This is a genomic window from Parasphingorhabdus halotolerans (assembly GCF_012516475.1).
GTDB classification, from domain to species: Bacteria; Pseudomonadota; Alphaproteobacteria; order Sphingomonadales; family Sphingomonadaceae; genus Parasphingorhabdus; species Parasphingorhabdus halotolerans.
The window spans coordinates 2,413,053-2,437,743 of sequence record NZ_CP051217.1 but is presented as its reverse complement, the minus strand read 5'-3'; the positions used below and the strand labels follow the sequence as shown (position 1 = coordinate 2,437,743).

Genomic DNA, 24,691 nt, shown 5'->3' with positions numbered 1-24,691 from the left:
ATGCCGGTTCAGCCCAAATCTGAATTTAGCGCCAAGAATTAAATCTTGTCGAGGCATTGAATACCATCGAAAAGTTGCTCCTCACTCGCATCGGCATATCCCAGGATCAGCCGATTATCGGCAACCGAGTTTTCTATCGCATAATGGCTTACAGCAGGAATGTTTACACCCTGGGCTTGCAGTTTCCTGGAAATCACTGTTGCAGAATCTTCGACCTTTAGCTCCACTACTGCATTCAGTCCCGAATTCAGCCCGGTAAGTTTCGCGGGAAACGCACTGGCTTCAATTGCTTGCGATAAAATCATTCGTTTTCGAGCATATATTTTGCGCATTTTTTGGATATGCCGCTCGAAATGATGATCGGCGATGAAGCGTGTAAGTGCACCCTGGATTATCGAGTTTGGAGCATATTCTGTCATAGTCCGTAATTTGGCCATTGCGGTTATTATTGCCGGGTTGGCAACAACATATCCTACGCGAAGGTCGGGAAACAGGGTTTTGGAAAAAGTCCCGCAATAAATGACACAATTATTGGATAGCGCTGCAAGCGGCGCGAGCTGCGGAACATCATAGCGAAATTCGCCGTCGTAATCATCTTCGATGATCAATATCTGATTTTGGTGCGCCCAATCGATCAACGCGCGGCGGCGGCCAAGCGATAATCGGCTGCCGGTTGGAAATTGGTGTGAGGGCGTAATATAAAGAAAGCGCGCTCGCGAGGCATCTTTAGGAATTGCGCCGACAATTAAACCATCTTCATCAACGGGAACCGGAACAATCTCGGCACCCGTCAAGGCAAATGTTTGCCAAGCCAATTGATATCCTGGATTCTCGACAAAAACCTGGTTCGATGAGTTGAGGAATAATGACGAGAGCAGATGCAATGCGTGAATGGTACCGTTTGTAATTATAATTTGGTCTGGCCCTACGGTCAGGCCTCGTGCACGGCGCAAATATCCAGATATTTCATTTCGTAGATCGGAGAGGCCTAGAGCACATCCATAGTCTGATGATGGATGTGCACCTGCTGCGTCAGCCACGCAGCGTCGCCACGTCTTCAGCGGAAAGGCTTCGAGCGAGGGCGGCAGGGCCTAAAGTCAATCAGGCTGTCAAGATTCTCATCAACCTTGGGAGAAGCGATCACGATTGGCGCAACGTTGATTTCCTGTGCCTTGTCCATTTTTGGATCACGAAGGTGTTTGGCATCGACGCAAACAAATGTCCCTGACCCCTGGCGCGCCTCGATCAATCCCTCAGCAATCAATATGTCTAATGCAATATTGACCGTTCCCCTGGCGACGCCCAATTCCAGGGCGAGCTTCCGGGCGGACGGAAGCCGATCTGATGGTCTTAACCGCCCATTCTGAATGTTCATGCGAACGGCGTGCACGATCTGGCCGGAAAAATCTCCGCTTGTTCGGTCGATTACCCAATTGACCTCACTGGCAGTCGGTTCAAACATGTTGGCCATAAATTGGTCTACTAAAAATATGCAAAATTGGATCAATACATAGGGCCACTCTCTACTGCATGTAAAGGTCATGACCAACACAGAAATAAATGATCTACTCACCCGGTTCGCGCAGGCCTGGTCCAGCCAAGACCCCGCCCAGGTTGCTTTGTATTTCTGCGAAGATGGTGAATATCGGGCCTCAAAAGGTTCTTTTTCAGGACTTTCTGCGAAAGGACGGAAGGATATTAGCCAGCTCGTGAAAAAGATGTTTGCTGTTGATCGCAATTGCATGGCGACAACAAACCGTCTGTTGATCGACGGTCAGATGGCCGCCTGGCAATGGCGCTACGACTTTCCCGACGGCTCTTTTGAGCTGGGGAGCGATTTCTTCGAATTTCGCGACGGGCTAATCGCGTTGAAAGACGCATATCGAAAGGTGATTACCGATCTCGACACTTGCCAAAAACTGAAACAGGGAAAGATGTCATCATGAAATTGCTGATTGGAAACAAAAATTACTCCTCGTGGTCCTTTCGGGTCTGGCTCACCATGAAGGTCAAGGAAATCGAGTTCGAAGAGGATTTGCGGCCATTTGATGTCGAGAACGACTATGCCGATTTTTTCGAATTTTCGCCCACTGGCAAAGTTCCGGTGCTGCAGCATGACGGTCTAACTGTGGTCGAGTCTCTGGCGATACTTGAATATCTCGCCGAGCAGTTTCCGGACAAAAATCTCTGGCCTGCCAATCCGCGCAGCCGGAGCGACGCCCGCTGTATATCGCATGAAATGCACGCCGGATTCATGGCCCTGCGTGCGGCCTGTCCAATGAATATGCGCCGGAAACACGCGGCCATTGCAGTTGATGAGGCGGTGCTGAAAGATGTCCGCCGGATTGAGACGATCTGGTCGCAGTGTCTCGATAAATCAGGGGGGCCCTTTCTGTTCGGCGATTATTCAATCGCCGACGGTATGTATGCACCAATCGTCAACCGGTTGCAGATTTACGAGCTGAGCAATATCGACGCCGTGGCATCCTATACCCAAACCATGACGTCTCTTACCCCCTGGCAGGATTGGGACAAGGCCGCCAGAGATGAGCCATGGGTCATCGATATTGACGAAGTATAGGCCAGTTTGATGCCGCTTCCCAATATGTCCGGCGTGCGCGACTTTGATTTTCTCCACGGCAAATGGCGGGTCACCCATCACACTTTGAAGGGGCGACTGGTTGGCGCGACGCAATGGGAGGTGGCCGAAGGAATCGATATCGTCCGTCCGGCGTTTCGGGGTTGGGGGAATAGCGGGCGCTTTATGCGATTGATCGATGGCGAACCCTATGAGGGGATGCCGATACGGCTTTACAATCCCCGGGACGCGCGGTGGCGGATATATTGGCTCGACACGCTCGACCAGCGCATGGAGCCGCCGCTTGTTGGCGGATTCAAAGACGGTAAAGGGCTGTTCTACGGCGAAGACCAGCTGCGCGGAAAAGCGATCAAGACCCGTTTTACCTGGTCTAAAATTACCAGCAATACCGCGCGATGGGACCAGTCATTTTCGGACGACAGCGGCAAGAACTGGGAGCTGAATTCGGTGATGGATTTCCGGCGCGACAACAGCCTGCCAGACAATCCGGTTTTTCCCTTACCTGCATGAATGGAAACAGAAAAATGAAGCAATATGTTACGAGAAAATCACGGCCAAGAACCAGGCTCACTGCGAGCATTATGACGTTAAGTGCCCTATGCCTGCCCCAAATGCAGCCGGACAATGCCCATGCGGAAACAGCTGGCGTTGAGACAGAAGCTGCACAATTTGACGCACTGCTCGCGACCCATGCCGCGAGGATCATGAGGTCAGCCCCGGAATGGGCAACCCAGATGGGCGTTTCCGAGGATGTTGCCGGCACTGGTTTCCAGTCGCATCTGTCGGCTTATTCGCCTCAGGCCAATGCCGAAGTGGCCGAGCTGCTCGACCAGTCAGCCGCCGAACTCGCGGCAATCGACAGGTCGAAACTCTCTACGCGGCGGCAGATCAGCTATGATGTGCTTTCCTACGCCTATAACATTGCCCAACGCCAAAACCGGTTTGGCAAAGGTCAGCCGTCCGTATTGCTGGCCAACCCGCCCTATGCAGTGAACCAGCTGTTCGGGCCACAGATAGACATTCCCCGATTGCTGATCGCGCAGCAACCGGTGCGCTCAGAAGCAGAAGCAAGGGCCTGGCTATCCAGGGCGTCAGAACTATCGCGTGTGCTCGACGAGCTTGCGGCAATGACCGAAGCTGACGCACGTCGCGGCGTTATTCCGCCGTGGTTTGCGTTGGAGGCAATCGCGAAATCGGCCACTTCGTTTACCGAAAAACCGGAGAGCGAACATCCGATAATGGCGGCTTTTGGCGAAAAGCTCGAGGTGATCAAGGATCTGGATGACGCCAAGCGCGCAAGCCTTCAAAGCGAGGCTTTAACGATCCTTTCCAGTCAGATTTATCCGGCATACCGCCGGTTCGGTGCACGGATGGCAGCACTTGTCCCTGCAGCAGGCAGGGACGCCGGCCTTTGGCGAATGAAAGACGGTGCGGCCATGTACCGTGTTGCGCTTGAGGCCTATGGCGCCAATGGCCTGTCTCCCGACGAAATACATCAAATCGGTCTTGGCGATGTCGACCGTATCCATGGTCAGATGGATAAAATTCTGAAGGCGCATGGCTATTCAAATGGATCAATAGGAGAACGGATGGCGGCGCTAGCCAAGGATCCGGAATATTTGATTCCCGACACCGATGAATCCAAGGCAGAGTTGATAACGAAGCTCCAGTCGGACGTTGACCGCATATTGGCACTGGCTCCCCAATGGTTTCTGGACGTACCCGAATATAAAGTCGAGGTTCGCCGGATTCCGGTCCACGAACAGGATGCATCATCGGGTGGTTATTATACACCGCCACCGCTTGACGGTTCGCGGCCAGGAATATTCTGGATCAATATGAAGAATGCAGCCGACATTCCAACCTATACCTTAAAATCTCTTGTCATGCACGAAGCCGTACCCGGCCATCATTTTCAGGCGGCCAAATCGCTTTCTATCACCGACCTGCCGCTCATCCAGAATATGATGTGGTTCGGTGATTACGGCGAGGGATGGGCTCTATATGCTGAAGAGCTGGCCAAGGAAATGGGTATGTATGAAGGCGATGATCTCGGTAATCTCGGACGGCTGCGGATGGAACTCTACCGCGCCGCACGGCTGGTAGTTGATACCGGCATTCATGACAAGAAATGGAGCCATGATAGGGCGATTGATTATATGGTCGGCGTAACCGGGGAAAGCCGCGATTCGATTACCCGCGAAATTGAACGTTATGCTGTCTGGCCCGGACAGGCCGCCTCCTACAAGCTGGGCATGATCCAGTTCCTGCGGCTGCGCAAAAAGGCGGAGACAGTGCTCGGCGACCGGTTTGATATTCGCGAATTCCACGATGTCGCGCTCCGTGATGGTTCGATGCCAATGAAGATTCTGGAAATGCGGATAAATGCGTGGATTGCTGAAAAGCGGAGAGAAAAATGATGGCCGCAAAAACCCCTGTTCGCCAGCTTGCTATGGTTCTGAGCCTTGCAGCTTGCTCTTCGCATACGGCACAGGCCCAACAACTCGATATCCTGCCTCGCGCCTGCGAAAGCTCGCTGGCATTAAGTGCGGCGCCCGAATATTTGCGTGCAAAGGCCGGAATATATGTTCTGTCAGCCGAGGGCTATGAACAGGTCAGACCATCTGCAAACAATTTCACCTGCATCGTCAACCGCGATGATCCGCGCGTGCTCAAGCCAACCTGTTTTGACGCGGAGGGTGCAGCGACCATCATTCCAAAAATACTGGTGGTCGGCAAAAGGCTGTTGGCAGGCGAAGCGGCGGATGCAATCAACTCCAAGCTCAAGCTTGAATTTGCCGACGGAACTTTTATCTCGCCGCGCCGTCCCGGCATCGCATATATGCTTTCCCGCTACAACCGGCCGGTAAATCCGCAGACTGGCCAACTTGGATTCTTCCCGCCGCACGTCATGTTCTATGCGCCGAACCTGACCAATGACGATATCGGCCATGACATGAAGCATCACAATCCGGCACGCCCATTACCTATGATCGCCTATGGCGGGCCGCAAGGCTATATGATCATGATCGCCGATGACGGCACACTTCGACAACGGTCCGATCTTGATGCCTCCTGTCCCAACTGGATATTCGGGGAATAGTCGACAATGATCGCGCGGAATTCCACAATCAACAGTCATTGTCCTTGGTCAGGCAAGCCGGTTGCGAACGATTCCACGACATTCTACCGCGGACACCCAGTGGGATTTTGTAATCCGGGCTGCCGGGATAAATTTGACGCCGCGACCGGCCTGTTTGAAGATATCTTGCGCAATCCTGTTGCGGCGGCCAATATCAAACCAGCGGATTATCAGAGGCGGTATTTCCAGTTTCACAATATCTGGCGGGTGGACGACCTGCGGTTGAAAATTTACACGATCCAATTGGCAGAGACAGCCACCCTGAAAGGTGAGCTTTTCGAAAAAGCCTTGGTCTATATCCAGTCCAATTTGCCGAAGGTGCGTCAAGAGGAAGGGCCGGACCATAGGCTTGGCTATGCCATTATTCATCCCGGCGAGATGGCTACCTGGCTGTTAATCCACTGGTGGGCGCATAGCGACATTGCCATGCGCCTGCTCGCTTCCGCCGAAGTCGGCCAAGCATTGTTCAGGCCACAAGATCATCGGAGGTTCCACGCCTGCGTTTGGGAGCATATTGTTATTGATCACGAACGTAACGCTTGGGTTGGGAATATGATGTGCAACGATAATAGTCCGGACGCCTATCTAGAATGCAGGCTCGCAGATGGTCTGTACTGAAAAAATTGTCGTCCGCCCTTTCGTTGCTGATGAGGCTGATCAGCTACTGTCATTGATGCGTAGCCTTGCCGAATTTGAAGACTATGTTGAAAGGTTCAAAGTGACCGCCGAAGATCTGGTCACCTATGGCTTCGGGCCCAACGCCCGATTCACTGCCTATGTTGCAGTTTCTTCAAATGAAGATAGACTTCCGTCGGATCCTTCCGTGTTGCTGGGCATGGCCGTTACATATATGATTTCATGGACCTATGACCGCAAGCCAACGCTTGTGCTGAAAGAACTATTTGTACCCGAAGGTTCAAGGGGGCGCGGGATTGGCAGCGAATTGTTAAAGCGCGTCGCTCGGCAAGCCGGGGATCTGGGGGCATCGCGAATAGTCTGGACCGTGTTGAAAACAAATGGACCGGCGAAGGAATTTTATTCGCGTCATGGCTGCAAAATGGACGACCAATGGGAGCCTTGGGCTATGGATGGAAACCGCATCATCGAATTTGCAAATGGTGCCGGAAAGCAGGATAAGAACAGCAAATGAAAATTGTGAAATTGGCAAAAAGGCTCGGCTGCTGCGTGCTACTCGTAACTCCGGGTTTGCTGTTGGAGTCTCAACTGATTCAGGCGCAGCCGCATCCAATCTCCGCGGCAGAAGCGGTGAATTCTTGGCAGACACTCGATACCGAAGCTTACAAGGGCAAGCGCGATGATATCAGCTTCGGAACGCCGACGCATGGTTGGTACGGAACGGGAAAAGGTGATCTTTTTGCGACCGAAGATGGCGGAGAAAACTGGAAGCTGGTCTCCAGCCGTCCTGGCACGTTCATCCGCGCCCTTGGGTTTATTGATGAGAAAACGGGTTTTATCGGAAATGTAGGAACCGACTATTATCCGGGCGTCACAGATGAGACACCACTTTACCGCACCGATGATGGCGGTATGAACTGGACCCCGGTTGACCTTGGCAACAATACGATCAAGGGCGTTTGCGCGATTGATATTTTGCCGGTTCGCAATTTCTATCAGGGCGAGCTGCGTGATGAGACTATCATTCACGCCGCCGGGCGCGTGGGTGGACCCACCGGCATCTTGCGCTCGCTTGATGGCGGACATAGCTGGACAGTGATCGACATGCAGGATCATGCCGGCATGATCCTCGACATCAAGTTTTTCGACGCATGGACCGGACTGGTGTTTGCCAGCTCGTCGACTGGCGATGACCGACAAGGGCTTATTTTGCGGACGACTGATGGCGGCAAATCATGGAAGCAGGTCTATCGTTCAGGCCGCGATGCGGAGCTGATCTGGAAGGCCTCATTTGTCGATTCAAAAACCGGCTATGCCACCGTACAAAGTTACGATGCCGGGCGGGCACAGCAATTGATCGTGAAGACGAGCGATGGCGGCAAGAGCTGGAGCGAATTGCCGCTAACCAGCGACACGGGAGCGCGCCAGTTCGGGATAGGTTTTGTCGATGAAAATCACGGCTGGGTCGGCACAATGGCGGGCGGATTCTATACAAGCGACGGCGGCAAAAGCTTTACGCCGGCTCCAATCGCCAGAGCGGCCAATAAATTCCGGATCATTCGCGGTGAAAAAGACATTAGTGTGTTTGCTATTGGAACCGAAGTGCAAAGACTAAAGCTGGAAGCATCAGGTCAACGCAATAAGAGAAATGGCAGGGAATAATAGATTATGTTCAAATGCCTAGCCAAGGACAGGTGTCCAGCACGAAGCGATTTTGTCTACTTTTTATCGGAGCGGTATTCGACTTCTAATCTCGAGCAAAGATGCAATTATCCGGTTCCCAGATAGTGATCAAATCAAGCGCTTTGGAGCAAAGATAACACTCGAACAAATTGCCCATCACACCAGCGGCTTGCATAGTCCCAACTATGCAGCGCTGACGGAGGAATGTTCGTGATCTTAATGCGGGAGGCGTGCCATGGTTATCCGAAACATCTTTGTTGCGAGAACTGATCGACATTAAGCAGTGATCACACAAATGTTCCAACTGGATGTGTATCCGATTAGCCTCGACCGCGCCCCTTGCGAATGATAAACAATCCCAAAAGGGCTTAGAAGTCGGCAGGAGAATGTATGGCGTCACTGTTCCAGTTGAGGAAGTCGATACTTTTCATCACACTGCTCTTGGTAGCGATGCCACTTCAGATTCGGGCACAAGTCGTCGATCTTAGCGGCGTGGACAGAGACCTAATGGTACCGCCCACGGAAATTATGGTCCTTGGATAGACGCATTTAGCGTCACTGGAAACCCCTCTGACAAACAGCGAATTGGAACCGTTGCTCCAAAGACTTGAACGATATCGCCCTGATATAGTCACCATTGAGGCGGTATCAGGTGGAGAATGCTGGCTGCTAAGGCAATATCCCAGCGAGTACCCTGGAGTCGCCAAAGACTATTGCTTCGATGCCCGAGAATACCAGGTGGAATCGGGCCTCACTGACAGCGATGCAGTAGCGGAAATTCGCCATATTCTCTCTCAATGGCCTGCAAAGCCGGCGGCGAGCCAGAGGCGCCACTTGGCAGCAGCATTTGTCGCCGCAGGTGATCCTTATTCTGCGCTGGTGCAGTGGTTCCAGCTTGCGGAAGCAGAGAAACGAGCGGCAGATGGGCTCGGCGAACGATCCGCAACTTTCCTCAATGAATTATCTGAACGTCCAAACGAGAGCGCACAAATCGAGGCGCGGTTGGCAGCAAAACTGCGGCATGTTCGCGTCTACGCCATTGATAATCACAGCTCAGACGCGATTTTCGCAAACTTCGATGAAGGTTTCTGGGACCGAATGCAGGAAATCTGGCGATCGGAACCGGTCCCCGATCAAAGCGAGATGCGGTCTGTCGAAGAAGATATCCGAAGCGAAGGCGGAGTCTTGCGGGCTTTCCGTTTCTATAATTCAGCCAAGGCACAATCATTTGCCATGGATTACGACTTTCGCAAGGCGATGAACGATGCCCTGCCAGAAGGATATGGGCGCAAATATGTAGCATGGTTCCAGGCGCGAAACCTGAGAATGGTCGCATCCATTGTTGAAGCAGCCGCGACGAAGCCAGGCGGCAAGGTGCTGTCGATTGTTGGAGCATCACACAAACCCTATTTTGAAGCCTACTTGGACCAAATGCACGATTTCAAGATCGTCAATATCGACGCATTCTTGGAGTGAGCATACTTTTAGATTACACATCATTATGCTCGGTCTTGCGCCTCTTGCTCACAGAAGGATATGAAATGAAGAATCTCAATTTTCATCTTCTGACTTTCCTTGGGATGCTTCTGGCCCCTTCGTCACTCATGGCGACCGAACCAGCTCAAGATAGCGGTGAGATCGATGCCGCTTCAGAGGAAAATGCTTCCGAGTTTGCTCAGCATTCGATCACGCATTCACGCGATAACATATTGTTTGATGCACTCATTTCGCTGGAAGGCAAGCATGAAATCGCTGGGTCAAAGAGAGGTTCCTTCGTAGAGTACGAAGTGATGTCGAGAGGCAGCATTGTAACAGAAACATGGGTCTTCCCGAAGGATGAGGGTCTTTTGAAAGAGTTAACCGTCTTTAACATGGACAACGGGAAAATTCGGGCAACGCACTTCTGCGCTTCGGGCATTGTAAGTGAAATGTCGCTAGTTTCGGTTGGAAATGACGGCAGGTATGAGTTTACAGCGGAAAAAACTCAAAACCAATCTTCGTCAACAACAGCTTTCAATTCCGGCTTCGCTTATATTTTTGAACCCGGGCGAATCAAGAGAGACGAATATTGGAAAGAAGGTGAAACCATAACAACATCGCATATTGATTTAATCGCCACAAGATCACTCCGTTAGTTGATTTATCCATCCTCAATTTGGAGAGAATGCAAAGCGGGAGAGAACTTCATTGGCCGAGAATTCACCCCTTGCCATCGCTGTCCGCGTCAAGCTGGGAGTTCAGATGCCTTTGCCCATCGAGGATACCGAAGATTCGCTCAAACACTCTCCATCCGGCTCCAGTGAATGAAGCGGTTGTTGATCGTTTTGTCTCAACCGTATTGGCGCAGTGGTTCGCGACAGCGCAGTCCGTTATGGATCACGAAGATGATGTCGTAGATGATCGGCGGTTGTCGCCCCGCGGCATCCCATGGCAAAGCAGCAAAGATGACTCTGCCCGGCGCATTTGCGCCTCCGGCAATCAGATCACTCATGGAAGTGCAGACTCAGCGCTACCACTGACCCAGATTATCGGCGCGGTGAATTTCCCTTGAAGCGCTCTGACACCAGAACGAATGTACTCCTCCCAAAGTGCACTCTTTGCTCCAGCCATCCGGATCTGTGCGCACGGAAATTGAGGATAGATGCTTGGGATTGACTGTGCGCGTTGCTGCTTCAGAGTGCCATAACAACTGAGCCTGATGAGTCAGTCTGGTGGCTGTCTTTGCCCCGCGCAGAACCGCTAACAACCATCTCTCAAAAGGCTTTTTGCAAGATTGGGATCGACATCGACTTGTTCGAGAATATCTTCAATCGCCGCTTTATCTCCTTTGGCCAAGGCGCGATCAAAGTCGTCTAAGAGACCAGAGGCAAACAGCCTCTCATTCACCGTCATCCCGCCATAGTCTCGCTTGCCCATCGTCAGAACCGAAGTCGAAGAACAAGCTTCCGCAATTGGGCCGTTCGCTGAACATCGGATTTGCCCGCCACATGATTTGAAAGCGGAAAATCAGGTATCAGCCCATTCCAAACCGTTGCCGTAGTCAATATCATACCGATGCTTTCTGGCTGTGGAGAAAATCGATTTAATCAGAAACACCGATTCTGTTCTTCAAGGAAGATTTTGTTCCGGTCTTTTGGTGCCGGTATCACTGCGACGTAAGTCCCTACATGTCTACAGGTGAACTCGCGGCCTCCGCGAATTGCGTTGATCAAGTTGGCTTTGCTGCCATAGGAGACCAGTCCGACTAGGTCATGAGCGAGCAAAAGCTTCGGGCCGTGTGTGGTAGGCGCGGAATGGTCGCTGCAGTTCGTCAGAATGATAAGCAGCACCACAGCGGCAGATGGTTTTGTGTTGTTTGTCAAACTCAAGCTTTGCACCACCAACTCTTGACTTGCCGTTCTCCGGCTTGGGAAGAGTCGCTGCTACGGCCAACCAATTTACCGTTCGTTCCAATTACTCCAACCCACTGCGTATCGGCTTCCCTGAAGTTCATATTGGTAGGAGAGTTTGATGGTCGCTGCGCTTCGATCCTTGGTGTTTGTGTGAATATCTCTTCGTCATAAATGGAGAGGAATTCGGCGGGGTGCCAGTGGACTATATCGTCCTTGCCATCGCTATTTGAATCGAATGCCCAGCCAACATATATTGGTGACCCGTTCTCAACTGCGGCAACTAACGCGGCCTTTGCTCCTCTTTCGATACTACCGTCATAGCCAATTGAAAGGAGATGACGGTTGCCGCATACGTCGCTCATAGCAGTGCGGTCGGGTTCATGCGAGTTTGCGCCTTGGCAGGCTAAGGTGAGCGACGGTCCCGCTGTGGCGATCAAGCTTCTAAACATGGGTTTCTGCACTGCCTTTCTCCTTGTCCGTCGTCAGTGCATCTGGCACTGATGGCTGCGTAAATGAGCGGAGCATCGGCCTCGCCCGGCTGGCTGAGGAGCAGCTTGAGACGGCCAGAACTTCGCTCGGCTCACCTGCCATTGCCGTACCTGGACCGTCAGAACCAATAGAAGACGATTGGGTCGGCGGTGCAGCTTTCTAAGAAAACGGAACCGCTGCCAACAGGATCCATGTAGCTGCCGACTTCATGGTTCAATACAATGAGTCGGCAAGAAAACCCACGCTATTCCACAGTCCCATCTTCGGCCGGCCTTTGTATGCCCGAACGACGCGCAACCGTTCTTCCCGCCTCATTGACGTGAAATTCAGTGAAATATGAACCATGTTCGCTGTACCATGAGACGTTGTGAGCGGTATCAAAGGTACCATCCCCATTTGGAATTCGGTATTCAACCTCCGCCTGATAGCGCCCCTCAGGATCGGGGCCAGAACAGGAACGATAGTGTGTATCGGCAGACAGATTTAGTGTTCCATCGATAATTGGTACCAGCCTGTCGCCAACCAACCGGACGAGGTTGGGTTTCGCTGAGTCCTCGCTCGTTCCCGTATCACCGCCGAAAGATTGGCTGGACCAGGTGTCTGTGTCGATCTGGGTATGGACGGATGTCGCTCGGTAAATGCGAAATTTGCCGTTGAGCGTGGCGATTGTGCCAAAGTACTCCCAGCGGCCTTCATCCAGCTGCATAATCTTTCGAATGCAGTCGCCCTTTTCATCCGCCGGAACGCTTTGATCTGCAACAGTTTCGGAGAGGGTGGGGGAGAAGGCTGAAAGAGATATTATTGTGGCCAAAGCCGCTTTGAGTTTCTGTGTCATGTGAACCCTTGCTAAATTTGAGGAAGTTCGGTGCGGCATGAATAGGTAAAGGCGGTAATGAAGTCTCATTGATTCCGCGTGAAATGCTATCGTTTGTGCGCTTTTTGCCGCAATTCTCAAAGGGGAGGTTGACGCATCCCTTAACCACGTTACATTGTCGCCACGACGCGTATAAAAAGGCAAATTGCAAAGCGGTGGTGTTTCTCAATGCACTGGTAGGGGTGTCGGCAATAACGCTGCTGGTTGTCATGGCGATTGTTGCTGTGATGTATATTCGTCCCGCGCGCGCATGGCCTTACCTCATTTTAGCCAGCCTCACGACCGCCAGCCTGTTCTTGAGCCTCTCTGCGCCAGCTCTTGAGGTTCCAGCATTGCTCACACTTATTGCTGGATTCGCGAATGTCCCCCACCTCTACTTCGTCTGGATCTTCGCGTTATCTGTATTCCAGTCCGGGTTTTCCCTTCAGGCGTGGCACTTGGCCATCGGCGGCATTTACACTTTCCCGATCTTCTGGTTTCGGGCATTCCAGTTCGATCTGACAGGGGCGCCGCCTTATGCTTTGAGTATTGGCGTGTCGATTGGCTCTGCTCTGCTGGTGATGCATGTCGCATCGGTAATCATTCGCGAAAGTGGTGCCGACCTGGTCGAGGCGCGAAAACGAACACGGGCATTCTTTGTTACGGCGCTAATCTTGACCACAATTTTGACTGCTATCGTGGACCTATATCTCATTGCCGCTTGGCCGGAATATGCCCAACTCATAAAGGCTGCCTGTATCTGGCCCGCTGTCTTTGCCGCCGCCATTTGGCTCGTGAGATCTTCAAAGGACGACTTTGTTTTGGTTCGCGCGGTAATAGATTTTTCGAACGCCGAGGATCAGACAAGTTCCAAAGACCGCGCACTACTGACGGCTCTGCAATGCAAGATCCTGAAAGAGAGGATATATCTCAACCCTGATTTGACCGTGTCGACATTGGCCAAAGACCTTGGAGTGAATAGTCACCGATTGCGGGCACTTATCAATACGTCGCTTGGCTATGAAAACTTCAATCAGTTCATAAACTCGTTTCGTGTTGAAGCGATTGGACGTCGCCTTACCGATGAGAAACACGATCATCTGCCCATACTTACGATTGCATTGGAGGGAGGTTTTCGTTCGCTTGCGCCATTCAACAAGGCGTTCAAAGCGCAGTTTGGTACGACACCGTCCGACTTCCGCAAAAGAAGACAGGTCAGCCTTGCTACGATCAGAGCGACTCCAAATCGCTTGCAGGGCTGAAAGGTGAGCCTAGGACTTTCCAAACACTGGTTTTGCCACAGACAGCAAGACCATCTCTCCGACTGCAAACACGTCGAAGCAATTGGAGAAGGGACTGCCAAAGTGAGGCTTTCGACTTATCCTGCCAGATATGGTATTTGAGCTTTCCTGATGAAGCCCGCAATACTCATCCCGGAGATTGGCAAATGAGTGACCCAGGCGACGATAGAAGTGGGCGGGTTCTTTTTCAACATGTTGTTGCGACACTGGGAGCAGCTTGCCAATCACTTGCCCTAAAAGAGCACGTTCGCAGACCTCATCGACTTGAAGAGATACATACCTTCGAATTCAAGGGTGGAGCAATTGAAGTCTTGTTTGACATGCGTGAAGACAAGACATGGATATATCTGCGCAAAGGTGCACTTGCCAAAAATGAACTGTATTTCCTAGAATTAGATGACAATTTTCAGCCAACCCGAGCTCTGGCTGGAAGAGTTGTAATCTACAACAACTGGAGTGCCGGAAACAAATCAAAGGACAGCAGGGCTGAGATGGTAATTCTAGATTGGGAAGTAGATTTGATTTCAAAGCACATTAGAGAAATTGCGGATGGAAGTTGGGCGCTGCCTGTTAACCGTCAATGAATAGCCCCTAGTTTACCGGACGCCTTCGATACCGATGTTTTGCTATCGTCCGTGATGGACCAGTGCCTCTAATGCTGCATAGCCTTGCGAGATATGTCGACCCTGCGTTCTGCCCGCCAGACCTCTTCGTTTCCCTAGGAGAACGGGAAACGAACAAGCATCATTACAGCAACCAAGATGCCCTCAGTCCATGAGCCAAAATGCCGAAACGGAGCGGTTGTTTCCTGAACCCCGGGAATTGCTCCACAAGTCTCTAGCGCTTCACCCGTCGATCAGGGACATTTAATCTGACAATGTCGATACTCACGGTCAGATTTGCTTGCACTGGAATGTCGCTTCCAAATTCGAGCAATTGTGTATGGAGTAGACTTGGGACTTCACCGCTGGCGGGGCGGTTGTGATCGGCTTTGGGCTAGCGTTGCTCAGCGCTACTAATTAATCTATAGGCCGAGGGGAGATTGCAGGCGAGTGGAGGGCGAGTTGACCGGAAGCCGACGTTTTAATCGCGGAGGTTACGCTTGTCTGAAGGGGAGTAGTCTCCTGAATATCAGTTCATGTGGAATTGGGTTGTTTCTATCAATGGTTGCATTGCTCATGCTGGTTCCCCAATCCAATGCAATCGCTTCATCGGAAGATGAAACGGTGGAGCGCGAAAAAATCCAATGGATCGAACGCTGGATCGAAGACGGAATGAAGTCCACGGCTTTGCCGGGCATGTCCGTTGTAATCGTTGAGAATGGCTTGGTGGTTTACAACAAGGGCTTCGGGGTCAAGAATCGCAAAGGCGATCCTGTTTCGACGTCGACCGCATTCCCGCTCGCGTCGGTATCCAAGACGATGACCGCGATGCTCATTCTGCAAACATCAAGCGAAGGCTTGATCCGGCTGGACGATCGCGTTGTAGACTACTTGCCCGATTTCCGAACGCGGAACGTTGACCTTTCGGATCAGATCACGATCCGGCATCTGCTCAATCAAACGAGCGGTTTTTCCGGATATGTCGGAAATCTGCATCAAGACGACACCGCCAGGCGTACCGATGCGTTGCAAATCGCGATGGCTCGATTGCGGGATGTTACACTGGAGCGAGCGCCTGGGTCGAAATTTGAATATTCGAATGTCAATTTTGATATTCTTGGGCTCGTGCTTGAAACAATTCGGAATAGTCAGTTTGAAGAGATAGCGAAGCAGGGGATCTTCGCGCCTCTCGGCATGAATGACAGTTTCATACTTGCGCCTGAAGGCCCCGTTCAAGACGTTTCCGAGAGATTCAGATATTGGGGTCGTTGGCCAGCCTATTATGATCGACGCCTTGGCCGCGGCTTAGTCGCTTCTGGTGCGGCTTTTTCCAGCAGCGATGACATGGGAAAGTATCTGATCGAATTGACCAACGACAACCCCAAAATATTTCCGGTCGCGCAGCGCGAAGATATGCTTACTGCACACGGCGGTGCCTCGGGCATCGTCTATGCGAAGGGCTGGTTTATCGACAACTCCGGAGCCGATACGCTTGCCTATCATGACGGATCATTAGCAGGGGCGACAAGCCTGATTGGTTTTGTGCCCGAAAGGCGGATTGGTTTTGCAATCCTGGCAAATTCCAGCATCGGCCTGCTGTCGGGCGATACGCGCGGTATCGAGGCCGGAATTGTCGACATATTGCTTGATCGACCCCTTAGGGAAATAGGTTCCCCGCCGCTCTATCAATTCATATTCTGGGGGCTGGTTGTCTTGCTGCTGGCGCTGGTGACCTGGCTAATCCTCTTTGTGCGAGCGTGGCTTGGCGGACGGCTAAAGGCGACCACATTGATGCTCTTGGGACCAGCATTCCTGCTCACAGTGCTGGTGCCAGCCTTGCTCTACAGCGCGCCGCTTGCGTTTGGATCCTCCTTGCCATCATTGGCTGAATTCCTTCCCGACATTGCACTGTTCATCAGTCTGGGCGCAGCCGTTGCAGCCCTATTGGCTGCACTCCGGATAGCGGTATGGCTCAAGCAAAGGTTAGCGGAAAAAGGAGAAAGAAAGTGGGGGCATGATCGTCCAAGATCCGTCTTACTCGGGTTTTGTCAGCAACTTGATTCCAAAGCTGCTCAAGGCTCACTTTGGAAGCGTCATGACCCTATTCGCCTTTTCAATGTTCTGTTCGGGCCCCATTAGCCATGCAATGCAACCGCCAGCCTTGGAGACTTCGGAAACGGCGCCGCAGGGCCGGCTGGCAATTGGACCCATGCCAATGGAGGTTATCGAAGCCCATATCCCGACCAAGCCTGTGCCGGTCAGAGTTAATGACAGGGCTCAGCTGTCGTATGAAATCACGATCGCGAATGGCATCTCCAACGCATTCGAACTGCGCAGGATCGAAGCTTTTGATGTGAGATTCCCGGCGGATCCCGTCGCCACCTGGGACATGGACTACCTAGGCGAACATTTCTTGCGCCATGGGATGCGTCCGCCGACCGGCAATACCGTGGTGGCTGGGAATGGGTTTGGAATTGCGAACCTGCGTTTTGACATTGCGGAGAATGCCTTGCCATCGGTGATCTTCCACCGTCTGATCTTCAATGCGATCTTGCGTGACGGCTCGACACGGCAGCTGATAATCGAAGCCGCACGAACGGAAGTACCAGCAATGACCGATCTCGTCTTGAGCCCTCCCTTCAGGAATGGGGCGTGGTTCTATTCAACAGACAGCCACCGGGACACCAGGATCATCACAGAAGGTCGCCCCAGCTATGCGCAACGATACGCAATCGATTGGGCGCGAGTTGAATACAATGGCACCTTTCGGCAAGGCGAAGACGGCAGCAATCAGAGCTACGTGGGCTATGGAGCCGAACTCCTTGCTGTTGCCGATGGTACCATTGTCGCGTTGCGCAACGATATGCCTGAGAACATAGCTGAGGGAGAAGGTGCGGTATTGAAGCCTTCGCAGGATACGCTGGTCGGCAATTTCGTGATGATCGACATAGGCGGTATCAATGCGGTCTACGCTCATCTCGTACCCGGTTCAATTCGGCTTGCTGTCGGGGATTCGGTGAAGCAAGGAGACATTATCGGAAGACTGGGCAATTCGGGCAATTCAGATGGCCCCCACTTGCATTTTCACTTGGAAACGAGGACCCCGGCCAACGTTCCGCTTTCCGGGGAGGGGGTTCCGTACCATTTCGCCACCTTCCGACAAATTGCGAAATATCCGGAGCAGGAATTGGAGGCGCTTTTTGACGGAAAGAGGCTTCCCCTGAACCTGAGCCCCATCAAGACATTTGAAGCGCTGCCGCAGGGGGCTGGAATTGTCTATTTTGGCGGAGACTAGGAAGCCGACCGGGTGCGTATTGTTTAGAGGCCAATTATTCTGAGATGCTTTTTTTTGAAGCACTTTTGCGGTTTTCGACCGTCGCTATCCTGCTGGTTTTTGCCATCATTGCATTTCGGCATTCTCCCAAGAACATAAGAATTGTTCTGGGCGGTTGCCTTGCCGTGTCGCTTTCCGGCCTCTTGCTTGCTACGCTGCCGGAAACCCTGGCTCCTCCCGAGCCGCTTGCGATTGGCTTCAGGATCATCGAATTGCCGAACTTTGTGCTGATTTGGCTTTTCGCTCTGGCGCTGTTTGATGACGAATTCCGGATTGACCTGCCGAAAGCGAGCTTTGGCATTATCTATATAGCCTGGATGGCGCTGGTCCAGCTGGCACAACATGGTCTGCTTACCTTGCCTGTGGAAACCATGATCTCAGCGCTCGATCTGGCATCCATAGCCCTGATGGGGCATCTGTTTTGGTCCATCATGACCGGTATCAAAAATGACCTAGTGCCGCGCCGTCGGGCAGCGCGCTTTTGGTTCCCATTTGCGCTGGCGGTTGCAGGAGGTGCGGCAATTCTTGTCCAGTCGCAATTGCATCAACAATACCCTGAGGCAGTCTCACTGTTCCGCGTGGCATTAAGCCTGCCCTTGGCCATTTGGGGATTCATCTCGTTTGTGAAACTCGACTTGCGAATGCTGGCTTTTGGACACGACGCATTTAAGTCCGACAAGATTCCCGGTACTGAAATCGATCCCAGGGACCAATATGCAAGGGACCGGCTTCTTGCGATCATGGATGAGGAGCACTTGTATCGCGAACATGGACTCACGATATCGCAGCTGGCGGAAAGAATGAGGATTCCTGAGCACCAGTTGCGGGCATTGATCAATCGCGGCTTGGGCTACCGGAATTTCTCAAGTTTTCTGAATCACTATCGGTTGGCTGCTGCAAAAGCGGACCTCTCGAATCCACATTGCGCTCGCAAACAGGTGCTGCAAATTGCGATGGACGTTGGTTTTGGCTCGCTAGCCTCCTTCAACCGGGTCTTTCGGATATCCGAAGGGGTGCCGCCCAGTGAATATCGCCAAAAATGCCTCGCTGAAGCCGAGCCAGATTAGAATTCACCGCTTATTTTCAGAATTGCGCATTCTTTTTCAAAATTGAGGGGACTTGGGTTATCTCGTCTGCTTGTTTGCGCTCATGCAAGCGGAGATGGACAATGACTAATGAGGCAGCCCCATGGAAATCGAAAGTGCTTGTCGTCTCTTGCATTTTTCTGGTGTTTTTGAGTTTCTCTTCTGTAGCAAACTCTGAAGCTTCTAAGCTGCGAAATCCGGAATTTGGCGCTTGGGGCGTGGCCACAAACCAGCTCAGCGTATCGACTTTGCCCGGCGATAACTTTTATCAATACGTAAACGAAGGTTGGCTGAAATCAACTGAGCTTCCGCCTGGCTATTCCTTCTACAGCGAACCATATGCCGTGCAGGACAAAATCATTGACGAGATCACCACATTAATCACGCGAGCGGCCGACGCAGGAGAAAATGCAAGCACGCCCGCTGAACGCCGCATCGGGGATTTCTACCTAAGCTACCTGAACAAGGACCAGATCGACAATTCAGGGGCGGCAGGATTGCAGCGTGAAGTTCAAGCCATTCTGCAGTTGCAAACCCACGAGGAAATAGCTGCTTGGATGGCTAATCCACGTTCGAGCTCCATCTTCAACCTCATTGTTCAACCGCCAATCGATATGCAAGGCGGCTATGTCTTGACGATAGCGCAGTATCGGACCACCGGCCTCGGATTGCCGGGGCAAATCTACTATGAAAGCGAACTGGCTCCCTACCCTGAGCATCGCGAAGGCTATGTCCGATACGTTGCAGACACGCTGGAGCGGGCTGGTGTTGATCGGACAGAACAGCGTGCCCGTGACGTACTTCAGCTTGAGACCAAATTCGCCAGTATCATGTGGGATTTTGCCCGCTTGCGCGAAGCCGGAGCGAGCTTCAACTTAGTTCCAATTGGCAGGCTTGAAACACTCGCTCCAGGTTTTCCGTGGTCTGACTTTCTAGCTGCTCGAGGTCTTGAAGACCTTGAGCAAGTGAACCTGGGTGTCGGCGCGATCAAAGAGAGTGCAGAACTCTTTGAACAGTTGCCGGTCGATGCGCTCGCGTCCTACCTTGCGTTCCACTGGATCGACAATCATGCCGCAATGCTGCCCGAGCCATATGCCGAGGCCGAGTTCGACTTCTTCCAGCGCAGCCTCTTTGGCGCAGAGGAACGCCTGCCGCGAACCGATCGTGCAATCCAGCTCGTTCAGCGCCATTTGGGCGCAGATATCGGGAAGATCTACGCTCAGGAGAATTTGCCAGCTGCCAATCGCGATCAGGTCGAACAAATCATTTTCTATGTCCGCCAGGCGTTTCGGGAGCGATTGCGTGAATCCGAATGGATGGACGATCCAACCCGGGATGAGGCGATCGCCAAACTGGATGCTATCATTGTGGAGATTGGTGAACCGAAAGAAGGTACAGACTGGTCTAATCTCGCCACTGATCGCGATAACCTGATTGGCAACTATGCCAATTTGAGTGACTATCGCTGGGCAGTGCAGCGTGATCGGATTGGCAAGCCGATTTCCCGGTTCGGGGATTGGAACATGCACCCGCACCGGATTGGTGCGGGCTATCATCAGCAGTACAACAAGATTTTCATCACGGCCGGCGCGCTCTTGCCCCCATTTTTTGATCCCAACGCTGACCCAGCCGTTAACTTCGGGGCCATAGGCGAGACTATCGCACACGAATTTGGGCATGCCCTTGATGACCAGGGATCGCAGTTCGACAGCAACGGGGCGCTCAGAAATTGGTGGTCGCCCGGATCCCGGGCTGCCTATAAGCAGCAGACTGATACCCTGATTGAGCAATTTGAGAGATACGAACCTGTTGCCGGGGTCCACCTAAAGGCCGATCAGATGATCGGTGAAATTGTCGGCGATCTCGTAGGCACGTCGATCGCATTTCGCGCATATGAACTGTATGCGGAAGACCATTACCAGAATGGACCGCCGGTGCTTGACGGATTTACCGGCTATCAGCGCTTTTTTCTGGCAACAGCGCAACAAACCCGAACAATCGCGACCGACGATGCGCTTAGGGAAATCGCAAACCATGAAACCCATCCGCCATCTGAATTCAGGGTCAACGGCGTCCTGAGGAATATGGACGTTTGGTACCGCCACTTTGGTATTGGCGAGACTTCAGAGCTCTACCTGCCTCCAGACGAACGCATAGTGCTTTGGTAGCGACCGGAGGTTCACCCTAGGACATCCCGAGTTTGAAATCTGCAGATGCTAAAGGAGAGTGCGATGATCAAATTCTTTCCGACGGGTATTGCAGGCCTTGTCGATCTGGCGATCGTGCCACAAGTGGCCTTTGCGCAGGAGTACATTGAGCCGGATCGGGTGATTCATGAACCCAGCGCTGGGGAGAAGGCTTGGATCCGCGCTATGCTAAAAGAGCGTCGAGAAGGCGACTTCGATGTTCGTGCCGCGTACAAGCTACGCAGTTTTCATCCCGCAGATATTGCACGGTACCGTGATGAACTATCAGACGCCGATAGTCCTGTAGAAGCCTTTGCCCTGATGCGACGCTATAACGAAGAGGTTTCGCAACGAGATACTGAGGAGCTGCGCGTGCAATACGCCCTTGCAACCAACGCATATGATGCTCAGACATGGGGCTTGCTCGTTTGGATAACCGAACGCTTTGGCTTTCCATCGCGCCAGCGGATCGGCGACGACAACGATAACGCTTTGCTGTTCCTGCAACATCCGCCAAGCCGCGAAACGCAACGCCGCCTTGATTGTCTATTCAAATCCGAAGTGCTAGCAGGGCGTATGCCAGCAATGGCCTATGCATCGATGGTCGACAAAATGAATTTTGCCCACGGTGAACCCGTAACCTACGGAGTCACTGAGCGACTTGTTGACGGAGAAGTCGTACCAACACCTGTCGAGGACCTCGAAAAGGTGAATGCGGCCCGTGCCGAGCTGGGCCTCCCGCCTCGTGAGAAATAGGGCGAGGAAGACATCAGACAAAATGATCTCAGCCGATCGCTTCTACAGATTCTAGATGAGCGCGAGTCATCACTTTGATCTGTCACTATTTTCAGAACTCGGAGATGGGCTGCAGGCATCATCTTCACGCAAATCCGGTTCATCAACAATGGGACGCCAGATGAGCGAAAGAGAGCTGGAAACCCGCTATAGCCCTGATCGAGAATCCCGGATCATCTTCATTTCTCGAACTGGCCTTGTGCATTACGAACTGGAGAGAATGGTCCGTGATGATTTCATTGGCGGCGAGATATGGGAACCTTGCGGGGAATCTGGGTTGTACCTGACCCTGGCCGAGGCAATTGCCGATGCGAAGAAGGAGGTCCCGTGGATGCGGGATAACGAGATGAATTGACAATCGATCACCTATTTAGGCTGGGAATTCTGGTTCTTCTTTGCATCATTCTTTGTTGGCAATTGCTCAAGACAAGGACAAGCAAGACAGACTCAGCGGCGGAAAATTTTCCCGACACCTATTGGGTTTTTTCGCGCTACGAAGCGCAAAACCAGTCCAAGCATGACCAACAGCGTCTCCTGATCGAGGAATTTGCATCAGGGCATTTGTGGAATGAGGATAGTGGATTTCTGATCTTTGAATCGAGCGCCAGCATGCGCGAGATATTTGACGGCCTTGCTCCGCTAAAGCTCGATGGCGACGATTTGATCATTATTGGCGCATTCGGCTGGGATTCTTGCCTCATAATGGGCCGTTTGAAAGACGTGTCGTTACTTGACTTGGTGGATTTGGCGTGATGATCGTTCCCCGTATTCAGCCAGCTCTTGGCAAGAAGTGTCCGCTGACCGTCAGCCCGCAGGCAACCCTTCTCGCGCATGGAGCACAATTCGGACTGCTCGCGGCGTTAGGAGTGCGCGCTGCAAAAAAGCACAAAGTTAAACCGATTGTCACTTGGATCGCGCATGCATGAGAACTGACCGGTTCGAACGGATCATGGAAACCAGCTTCAAGCCTTTTCTAGCGGACTTAGGTTTCAGTTTCGCGCCGCTTGCCGTCAATGGACGACAGTATCGAGCAAGCTTCATTGCTCGAGCCCATACTCTTATCATATCATTCGAAGTCGGCTCCGAGTGTCTGGATATCATGCTCGTGAACAACGACGATTCAGGCTTGGCTGCGATCGATAATCACGAGAGGACACCTCGCCTGCAAGACCTAAACATCAGGTATATGGGCAAAGTATCGGAAAAGGAAAAAGTGCTTGGCAAGAGCTCAACCTCGTATTTCCGACCTGACGATCCAACGGAACGCCTGATGATCAAATGCGCCCGTGATTTGCGATTAGTCCTGCCACGATATTTGCGAAGCCACTCATGATATGACTGGGAGATTATGGCTTCCGCAAGGAATGTTGAGATAGGATGAGATGGACTGCAGAGAACGGCAAGATATGCTGGCGACTGTTTGGGCGCGTAGCGCTTGTGATAAGCGTAATTGCGATCTTGGCGGTTCTGCTCAAGCCGACATTAGAACTCCGACATAAATACAGCCTAATGCCTGCGGAACCTGAGGCCTCGGTGAAATTGGTGTATTTCTCCTCAGGAGGGGCCCCGAAGGTCACATCATATGGGATTTATCAGGAACGCTCTTGGTCCCGTCACGAAAATCTGGTGCTTACGTTCGCGGTTGAGGATGACTTTTCTAGGCTCGTGGTCCGATCAGTTGAACTTGAGCCCTTGGTGCATTCTGAGAATGTGGATGTTGCGGCCAACTTATTCTCCTTCAGAAAATCGGGGCCAAACTCACACAGCCAAAACGAAGGAACTCTTCAGATATCTGCGAAGGTTACCGGTCTGAAACCAACAGATTACCTCATCTCGATAAGGTACGAAACCTGCCATGATGGCCGTTGCACCTCGCGCGAGACCCGTCAGGAAATCAGATTCACAACGAGCAAGGAATTCCATTTCGAGAATCTCACAAATCTCATTTATGCGGCATGAGGCTGATTGTGCTGCCTAACCCACGAATCTTCAGGGCCGTGTTGCATCGCTACGCGCTGCTGCCCGCACCACCCCCATTGCATGTGAAACTGCGGAGTTTCCCTCATTATTATTCGGTGCAGTCCAGACCCTAACCGGACCTTTCGGGGCTAGTCAAAGGGATGGTCCCTTGGACGGGCAAGATAGCTTCGAAAGGCACAATCCATGAAAAACACAGTCACACTCGTCGGCTTCGTAGGTAACAATCCTGAGGTTCGCGAAACAAAATCAGATGCAACGATTACCAACATCTCACTGGCAACAACGCGCTCCTACAAAGACAGCGAAGGCGAACGTCAGCAAGATACCGAATGGCACCGCATCACCTGCTTCAACGGCATCGGAAAATGCGTTGCCAAACATGTCACCAAGGGTGCCATGATCATGGTCACTGGACGTATCCATTACACCAAGTGGACCGACCAAAATGACATCACCCGCTACGGCTGCGAAATCATCGCCGAGCAGGTTGATTTTCTTTCCAAGGCGAGAGAGAAATCTGCCGACTAAACGCAACTGACATTGCAATTTCCCAAGGCTCGGTAGCATCCGCTACCGGGCCTTTTCTTTTGTCTAATTAGGCTACAATGAAAAAC

28 protein-coding genes are annotated in these 24,691 nt (G+C 52.2%); 23 read left to right on the top strand and 5 right to left on the bottom strand.

Going from position 1 to position 24,691, the window contains the following annotated elements:
- Window positions 1-38: 38 nt before the first annotated feature.
- Together HF685_RS12010 and HF685_RS12005 are read right to left on the bottom strand one after the other, a co-directional pair.
- Window positions 39-1,040 (bottom strand): aminotransferase-like domain-containing protein, encoded by a 1,002-nt coding sequence (locus tag HF685_RS12010; RefSeq protein WP_168820188.1) that lies wholly within the window; start codon window positions 1,038-1,040, stop codon window positions 39-41.
- Window positions 1,041-1,057: 17 nt separating this feature from the next.
- Complete coding sequence (locus HF685_RS12005) at window positions 1,058-1,471, bottom strand: GntR family transcriptional regulator (RefSeq protein WP_168820187.1); 414 nt, start codon at window positions 1,469-1,471, stop codon at window positions 1,058-1,060.
- Between the two features lie 70 nt (window positions 1,472-1,541).
- Between HF685_RS12005 and HF685_RS12000 the strand changes: the two genes are divergently transcribed.
- The 11 genes from HF685_RS12000 to HF685_RS11950 all read left to right on the top strand — a co-directional run bounded on the left by HF685_RS12000 (window position 1,542) and on the right by HF685_RS11950 (window position 10,611).
- Window positions 1,542-1,946: a nuclear transport factor 2 family protein gene (locus tag HF685_RS12000; RefSeq protein ID WP_168820186.1), complete on the top strand. Its 405-nt coding sequence runs from the start codon at window positions 1,542-1,544 to the stop codon at window positions 1,944-1,946.
- On the top strand, window positions 1,943-2,581 hold the full coding sequence (locus HF685_RS11995) for a glutathione S-transferase family protein (protein ID WP_168820185.1): 639 nt from the start codon (window positions 1,943-1,945) through the stop codon (window positions 2,579-2,581). Before HF685_RS12000 ends, HF685_RS11995 begins: the two co-directional genes overlap by 4 nt.
- Window positions 2,582-2,590: 9 nt before the next feature.
- Window positions 2,591-3,109 (top strand): hypothetical protein, encoded by a 519-nt coding sequence (locus HF685_RS11990; protein WP_168820184.1) that lies wholly within the window; start codon window positions 2,591-2,593, stop codon window positions 3,107-3,109.
- Window positions 3,110-3,180: 71 nt separating this feature from the next.
- Window positions 3,181-5,019, top strand: coding sequence for a DUF885 domain-containing protein (locus HF685_RS11985; RefSeq protein ID WP_168820183.1), 1,839 nt, complete (start codon window positions 3,181-3,183; stop codon window positions 5,017-5,019).
- Window positions 5,016-5,702: a hypothetical protein gene (locus HF685_RS11980; protein WP_168820182.1), complete on the top strand. Its 687-nt coding sequence runs from the start codon at window positions 5,016-5,018 to the stop codon at window positions 5,700-5,702. Before HF685_RS11985 ends, HF685_RS11980 begins: the two co-directional genes overlap by 4 nt.
- Window positions 5,703-5,708: 6 nt before the next feature.
- Entirely contained in the window at window positions 5,709-6,359 is a 651-nt protein-coding gene (locus HF685_RS16390) for a hypothetical protein (protein WP_246218602.1), read from the top strand.
- Window positions 6,346-6,891, top strand: coding sequence for a GNAT family N-acetyltransferase (locus HF685_RS11970; protein ID WP_168820181.1), 546 nt, complete (start codon window positions 6,346-6,348; stop codon window positions 6,889-6,891). The genes HF685_RS16390 and HF685_RS11970 overlap by 14 nt, the downstream gene beginning before the upstream one ends.
- Window positions 6,888-8,039 (top strand): WD40/YVTN/BNR-like repeat-containing protein, encoded by a 1,152-nt coding sequence (locus HF685_RS11965; RefSeq protein WP_168820180.1) that lies wholly within the window; start codon window positions 6,888-6,890, stop codon window positions 8,037-8,039. The genes HF685_RS11970 and HF685_RS11965 overlap by 4 nt, the downstream gene beginning before the upstream one ends.
- A gap of 759 nt (window positions 8,040-8,798) precedes the next feature.
- Complete coding sequence (locus HF685_RS11960) at window positions 8,799-9,536, top strand: DUF5694 domain-containing protein (RefSeq protein ID WP_211051176.1); 738 nt, start codon at window positions 8,799-8,801, stop codon at window positions 9,534-9,536.
- Between the two features lie 65 nt (window positions 9,537-9,601).
- Complete coding sequence (locus tag HF685_RS11955) at window positions 9,602-10,195, top strand: hypothetical protein (RefSeq protein ID WP_168820178.1); 594 nt, start codon at window positions 9,602-9,604, stop codon at window positions 10,193-10,195.
- A 164-nt stretch (window positions 10,196-10,359) separates the two neighbouring features.
- Window positions 10,360-10,611: a hypothetical protein gene (locus tag HF685_RS11950; protein ID WP_168820177.1), complete on the top strand. Its 252-nt coding sequence runs from the start codon at window positions 10,360-10,362 to the stop codon at window positions 10,609-10,611.
- A 188-nt stretch (window positions 10,612-10,799) separates the two neighbouring features.
- Here the strand turns inward: HF685_RS11950 and HF685_RS11945 are convergent, their stop codons facing one another.
- Window positions 10,800-10,976, bottom strand: a complete 177-nt coding sequence (locus HF685_RS11945; protein ID WP_168820176.1) for a hypothetical protein — start codon at window positions 10,974-10,976, stop codon at window positions 10,800-10,802.
- Window positions 10,977-11,424: 448 nt separating this feature from the next.
- On the bottom strand, window positions 11,425-11,814 hold the full coding sequence (locus tag HF685_RS11940; protein ID WP_168820175.1) for a hypothetical protein: 390 nt from the start codon (window positions 11,812-11,814) through the stop codon (window positions 11,425-11,427).
- A 110-nt stretch (window positions 11,815-11,924) separates the two neighbouring features.
- On the opposite strand from HF685_RS11940, the gene HF685_RS11935 reads away from it, so the two are divergent.
- Entirely contained in the window at window positions 11,925-12,104 is a 180-nt protein-coding gene (locus tag HF685_RS11935; protein WP_168820174.1) for a hypothetical protein, read from the top strand.
- An 81-nt stretch (window positions 12,105-12,185) separates the two neighbouring features.
- Here HF685_RS11935 and HF685_RS11930 read toward each other — a convergent pair whose 3' ends face one another.
- Complete coding sequence (locus HF685_RS11930; RefSeq protein WP_168820173.1) at window positions 12,186-12,776, bottom strand: hypothetical protein; 591 nt, start codon at window positions 12,774-12,776, stop codon at window positions 12,186-12,188.
- A 68-nt stretch (window positions 12,777-12,844) separates the two neighbouring features.
- Between HF685_RS11930 and HF685_RS11925 the strand changes: the two genes are divergently transcribed.
- The 11 genes from HF685_RS11925 (at window position 12,845) to HF685_RS11880 (ending at window position 24,605) form a co-directional block, all read left to right on the top strand.
- Window positions 12,845-14,056 (top strand): helix-turn-helix domain-containing protein, encoded by a 1,212-nt coding sequence (locus HF685_RS11925; protein ID WP_168820172.1) that lies wholly within the window; start codon window positions 12,845-12,847, stop codon window positions 14,054-14,056.
- Window positions 14,057-14,241: 185 nt separating this feature from the next.
- Entirely contained in the window at window positions 14,242-14,679 is a 438-nt protein-coding gene (locus tag HF685_RS11920) for a hypothetical protein (protein WP_168820171.1), read from the top strand.
- 579 nt (window positions 14,680-15,258) lie between these two features.
- Window positions 15,259-16,836 (top strand): serine hydrolase domain-containing protein, encoded by a 1,578-nt coding sequence (locus HF685_RS11915; RefSeq protein WP_211051175.1) that lies wholly within the window; start codon window positions 15,259-15,261, stop codon window positions 16,834-16,836.
- Window positions 16,793-17,992 (top strand): M23 family metallopeptidase, encoded by a 1,200-nt coding sequence (locus tag HF685_RS11910; RefSeq protein ID WP_168820169.1) that lies wholly within the window; start codon window positions 16,793-16,795, stop codon window positions 17,990-17,992. Before HF685_RS11915 ends, HF685_RS11910 begins: the two co-directional genes overlap by 44 nt.
- A gap of 44 nt (window positions 17,993-18,036) precedes the next feature.
- Window positions 18,037-19,098 (top strand): helix-turn-helix transcriptional regulator, encoded by a 1,062-nt coding sequence (locus tag HF685_RS11905; protein WP_168820168.1) that lies wholly within the window; start codon window positions 18,037-18,039, stop codon window positions 19,096-19,098.
- A gap of 101 nt (window positions 19,099-19,199) precedes the next feature.
- Complete coding sequence (locus HF685_RS11900; protein WP_168820167.1) at window positions 19,200-21,284, top strand: M13 family metallopeptidase; 2,085 nt, start codon at window positions 19,200-19,202, stop codon at window positions 21,282-21,284.
- Between the two features lie 63 nt (window positions 21,285-21,347).
- Window positions 21,348-22,058 carry a DUF6624 domain-containing protein gene (locus tag HF685_RS11895; protein WP_168820166.1) on the top strand — a complete coding sequence of 237 codons (711 nt, stop codon included), beginning with the start codon at window positions 21,348-21,350 and terminating at the stop codon, window positions 22,056-22,058.
- Window positions 22,059-22,218: 160 nt separating this feature from the next.
- Window positions 22,219-22,452: a hypothetical protein gene (locus tag HF685_RS11890; protein WP_168820165.1), complete on the top strand. Its 234-nt coding sequence runs from the start codon at window positions 22,219-22,221 to the stop codon at window positions 22,450-22,452.
- A 62-nt stretch (window positions 22,453-22,514) separates the two neighbouring features.
- Window positions 22,515-22,850 (top strand): hypothetical protein, encoded by a 336-nt coding sequence (locus HF685_RS11885; RefSeq protein ID WP_211051174.1) that lies wholly within the window; start codon window positions 22,515-22,517, stop codon window positions 22,848-22,850.
- Between the two features lie 196 nt (window positions 22,851-23,046).
- A complete protein-coding gene (locus tag HF685_RS16120; RefSeq protein WP_211051172.1) occupies window positions 23,047-23,430 on the top strand; it encodes a hypothetical protein in 384 nt (127 codons plus the stop codon).
- An 830-nt stretch (window positions 23,431-24,260) separates the two neighbouring features.
- Complete coding sequence (locus HF685_RS11880; protein ID WP_168820163.1) at window positions 24,261-24,605, top strand: single-stranded DNA-binding protein; 345 nt, start codon at window positions 24,261-24,263, stop codon at window positions 24,603-24,605.
- The last annotated feature ends 86 nt before the right edge of the window (window positions 24,606-24,691 follow it).

Bases quoted from the DNA above. Each gene is read 5' to 3' on its own strand.
- HF685_RS12005 (WP_168820187.1), bottom strand. From the start codon at position 1,471: ATGGCCAACATGTTTGAACCGACTGCCAGTGAGGTCAATTGGGTAATC.
- HF685_RS12000 (WP_168820186.1), top strand. From the start codon at position 1,542: ATGACCAACACAGAAATAAATGATCTACTCACCCGGTTCGCGCAGGCC.
- HF685_RS11995 (WP_168820185.1), top strand. From the start codon at position 1,943: ATGAAATTGCTGATTGGAAACAAAAATTACTCCTCGTGGTCCTTTCGG.
- HF685_RS11990 (WP_168820184.1), top strand. From the start codon at position 2,591: ATGCCGCTTCCCAATATGTCCGGCGTGCGCGACTTTGATTTTCTCCAC.
- HF685_RS11985 (WP_168820183.1), top strand. From the start codon at position 3,181: ATGACGTTAAGTGCCCTATGCCTGCCCCAAATGCAGCCGGACAATGCC.
- HF685_RS11980 (WP_168820182.1), top strand. From the start codon at position 5,016: ATGATGGCCGCAAAAACCCCTGTTCGCCAGCTTGCTATGGTTCTGAGC.
- HF685_RS16390 (WP_246218602.1), top strand. From the start codon at position 5,709: ATGATCGCGCGGAATTCCACAATCAACAGTCATTGTCCTTGGTCAGGC.
- HF685_RS11970 (WP_168820181.1), top strand. From the start codon at position 6,346: ATGGTCTGTACTGAAAAAATTGTCGTCCGCCCTTTCGTTGCTGATGAG.
- HF685_RS11965 (WP_168820180.1), top strand. From the start codon at position 6,888: ATGAAAATTGTGAAATTGGCAAAAAGGCTCGGCTGCTGCGTGCTACTC.
- HF685_RS11955 (WP_168820178.1), top strand. From the start codon at position 9,602: ATGAAGAATCTCAATTTTCATCTTCTGACTTTCCTTGGGATGCTTCTG.
- HF685_RS11945 (WP_168820176.1), bottom strand. From the start codon at position 10,976: ATGGGCAAGCGAGACTATGGCGGGATGACGGTGAATGAGAGGCTGTTT.
- HF685_RS11940 (WP_168820175.1), bottom strand. From the start codon at position 11,814: ATGAGCGACGTATGCGGCAACCGTCATCTCCTTTCAATTGGCTATGAC.
- HF685_RS11930 (WP_168820173.1), bottom strand. From the start codon at position 12,776: ATGACACAGAAACTCAAAGCGGCTTTGGCCACAATAATATCTCTTTCA.
- HF685_RS11920 (WP_168820171.1), top strand. From the start codon at position 14,242: ATGAGTGACCCAGGCGACGATAGAAGTGGGCGGGTTCTTTTTCAACAT.
- HF685_RS11915 (WP_211051175.1), top strand. From the start codon at position 15,259: ATGGTTGCATTGCTCATGCTGGTTCCCCAATCCAATGCAATCGCTTCA.
- HF685_RS11910 (WP_168820169.1), top strand. From the start codon at position 16,793: ATGACCCTATTCGCCTTTTCAATGTTCTGTTCGGGCCCCATTAGCCAT.
- HF685_RS11905 (WP_168820168.1), top strand. From the start codon at position 18,037: ATGCTTTTTTTTGAAGCACTTTTGCGGTTTTCGACCGTCGCTATCCTG.
- HF685_RS11900 (WP_168820167.1), top strand. From the start codon at position 19,200: ATGACTAATGAGGCAGCCCCATGGAAATCGAAAGTGCTTGTCGTCTCT.
- HF685_RS11895 (WP_168820166.1), top strand. From the start codon at position 21,348: ATGATCAAATTCTTTCCGACGGGTATTGCAGGCCTTGTCGATCTGGCG.
- HF685_RS11890 (WP_168820165.1), top strand. From the start codon at position 22,219: ATGAGCGAAAGAGAGCTGGAAACCCGCTATAGCCCTGATCGAGAATCC.
- HF685_RS16120 (WP_211051172.1), top strand. From the start codon at position 23,047: ATGGAAACCAGCTTCAAGCCTTTTCTAGCGGACTTAGGTTTCAGTTTC.
- HF685_RS11880 (WP_168820163.1), top strand. From the start codon at position 24,261: ATGAAAAACACAGTCACACTCGTCGGCTTCGTAGGTAACAATCCTGAG.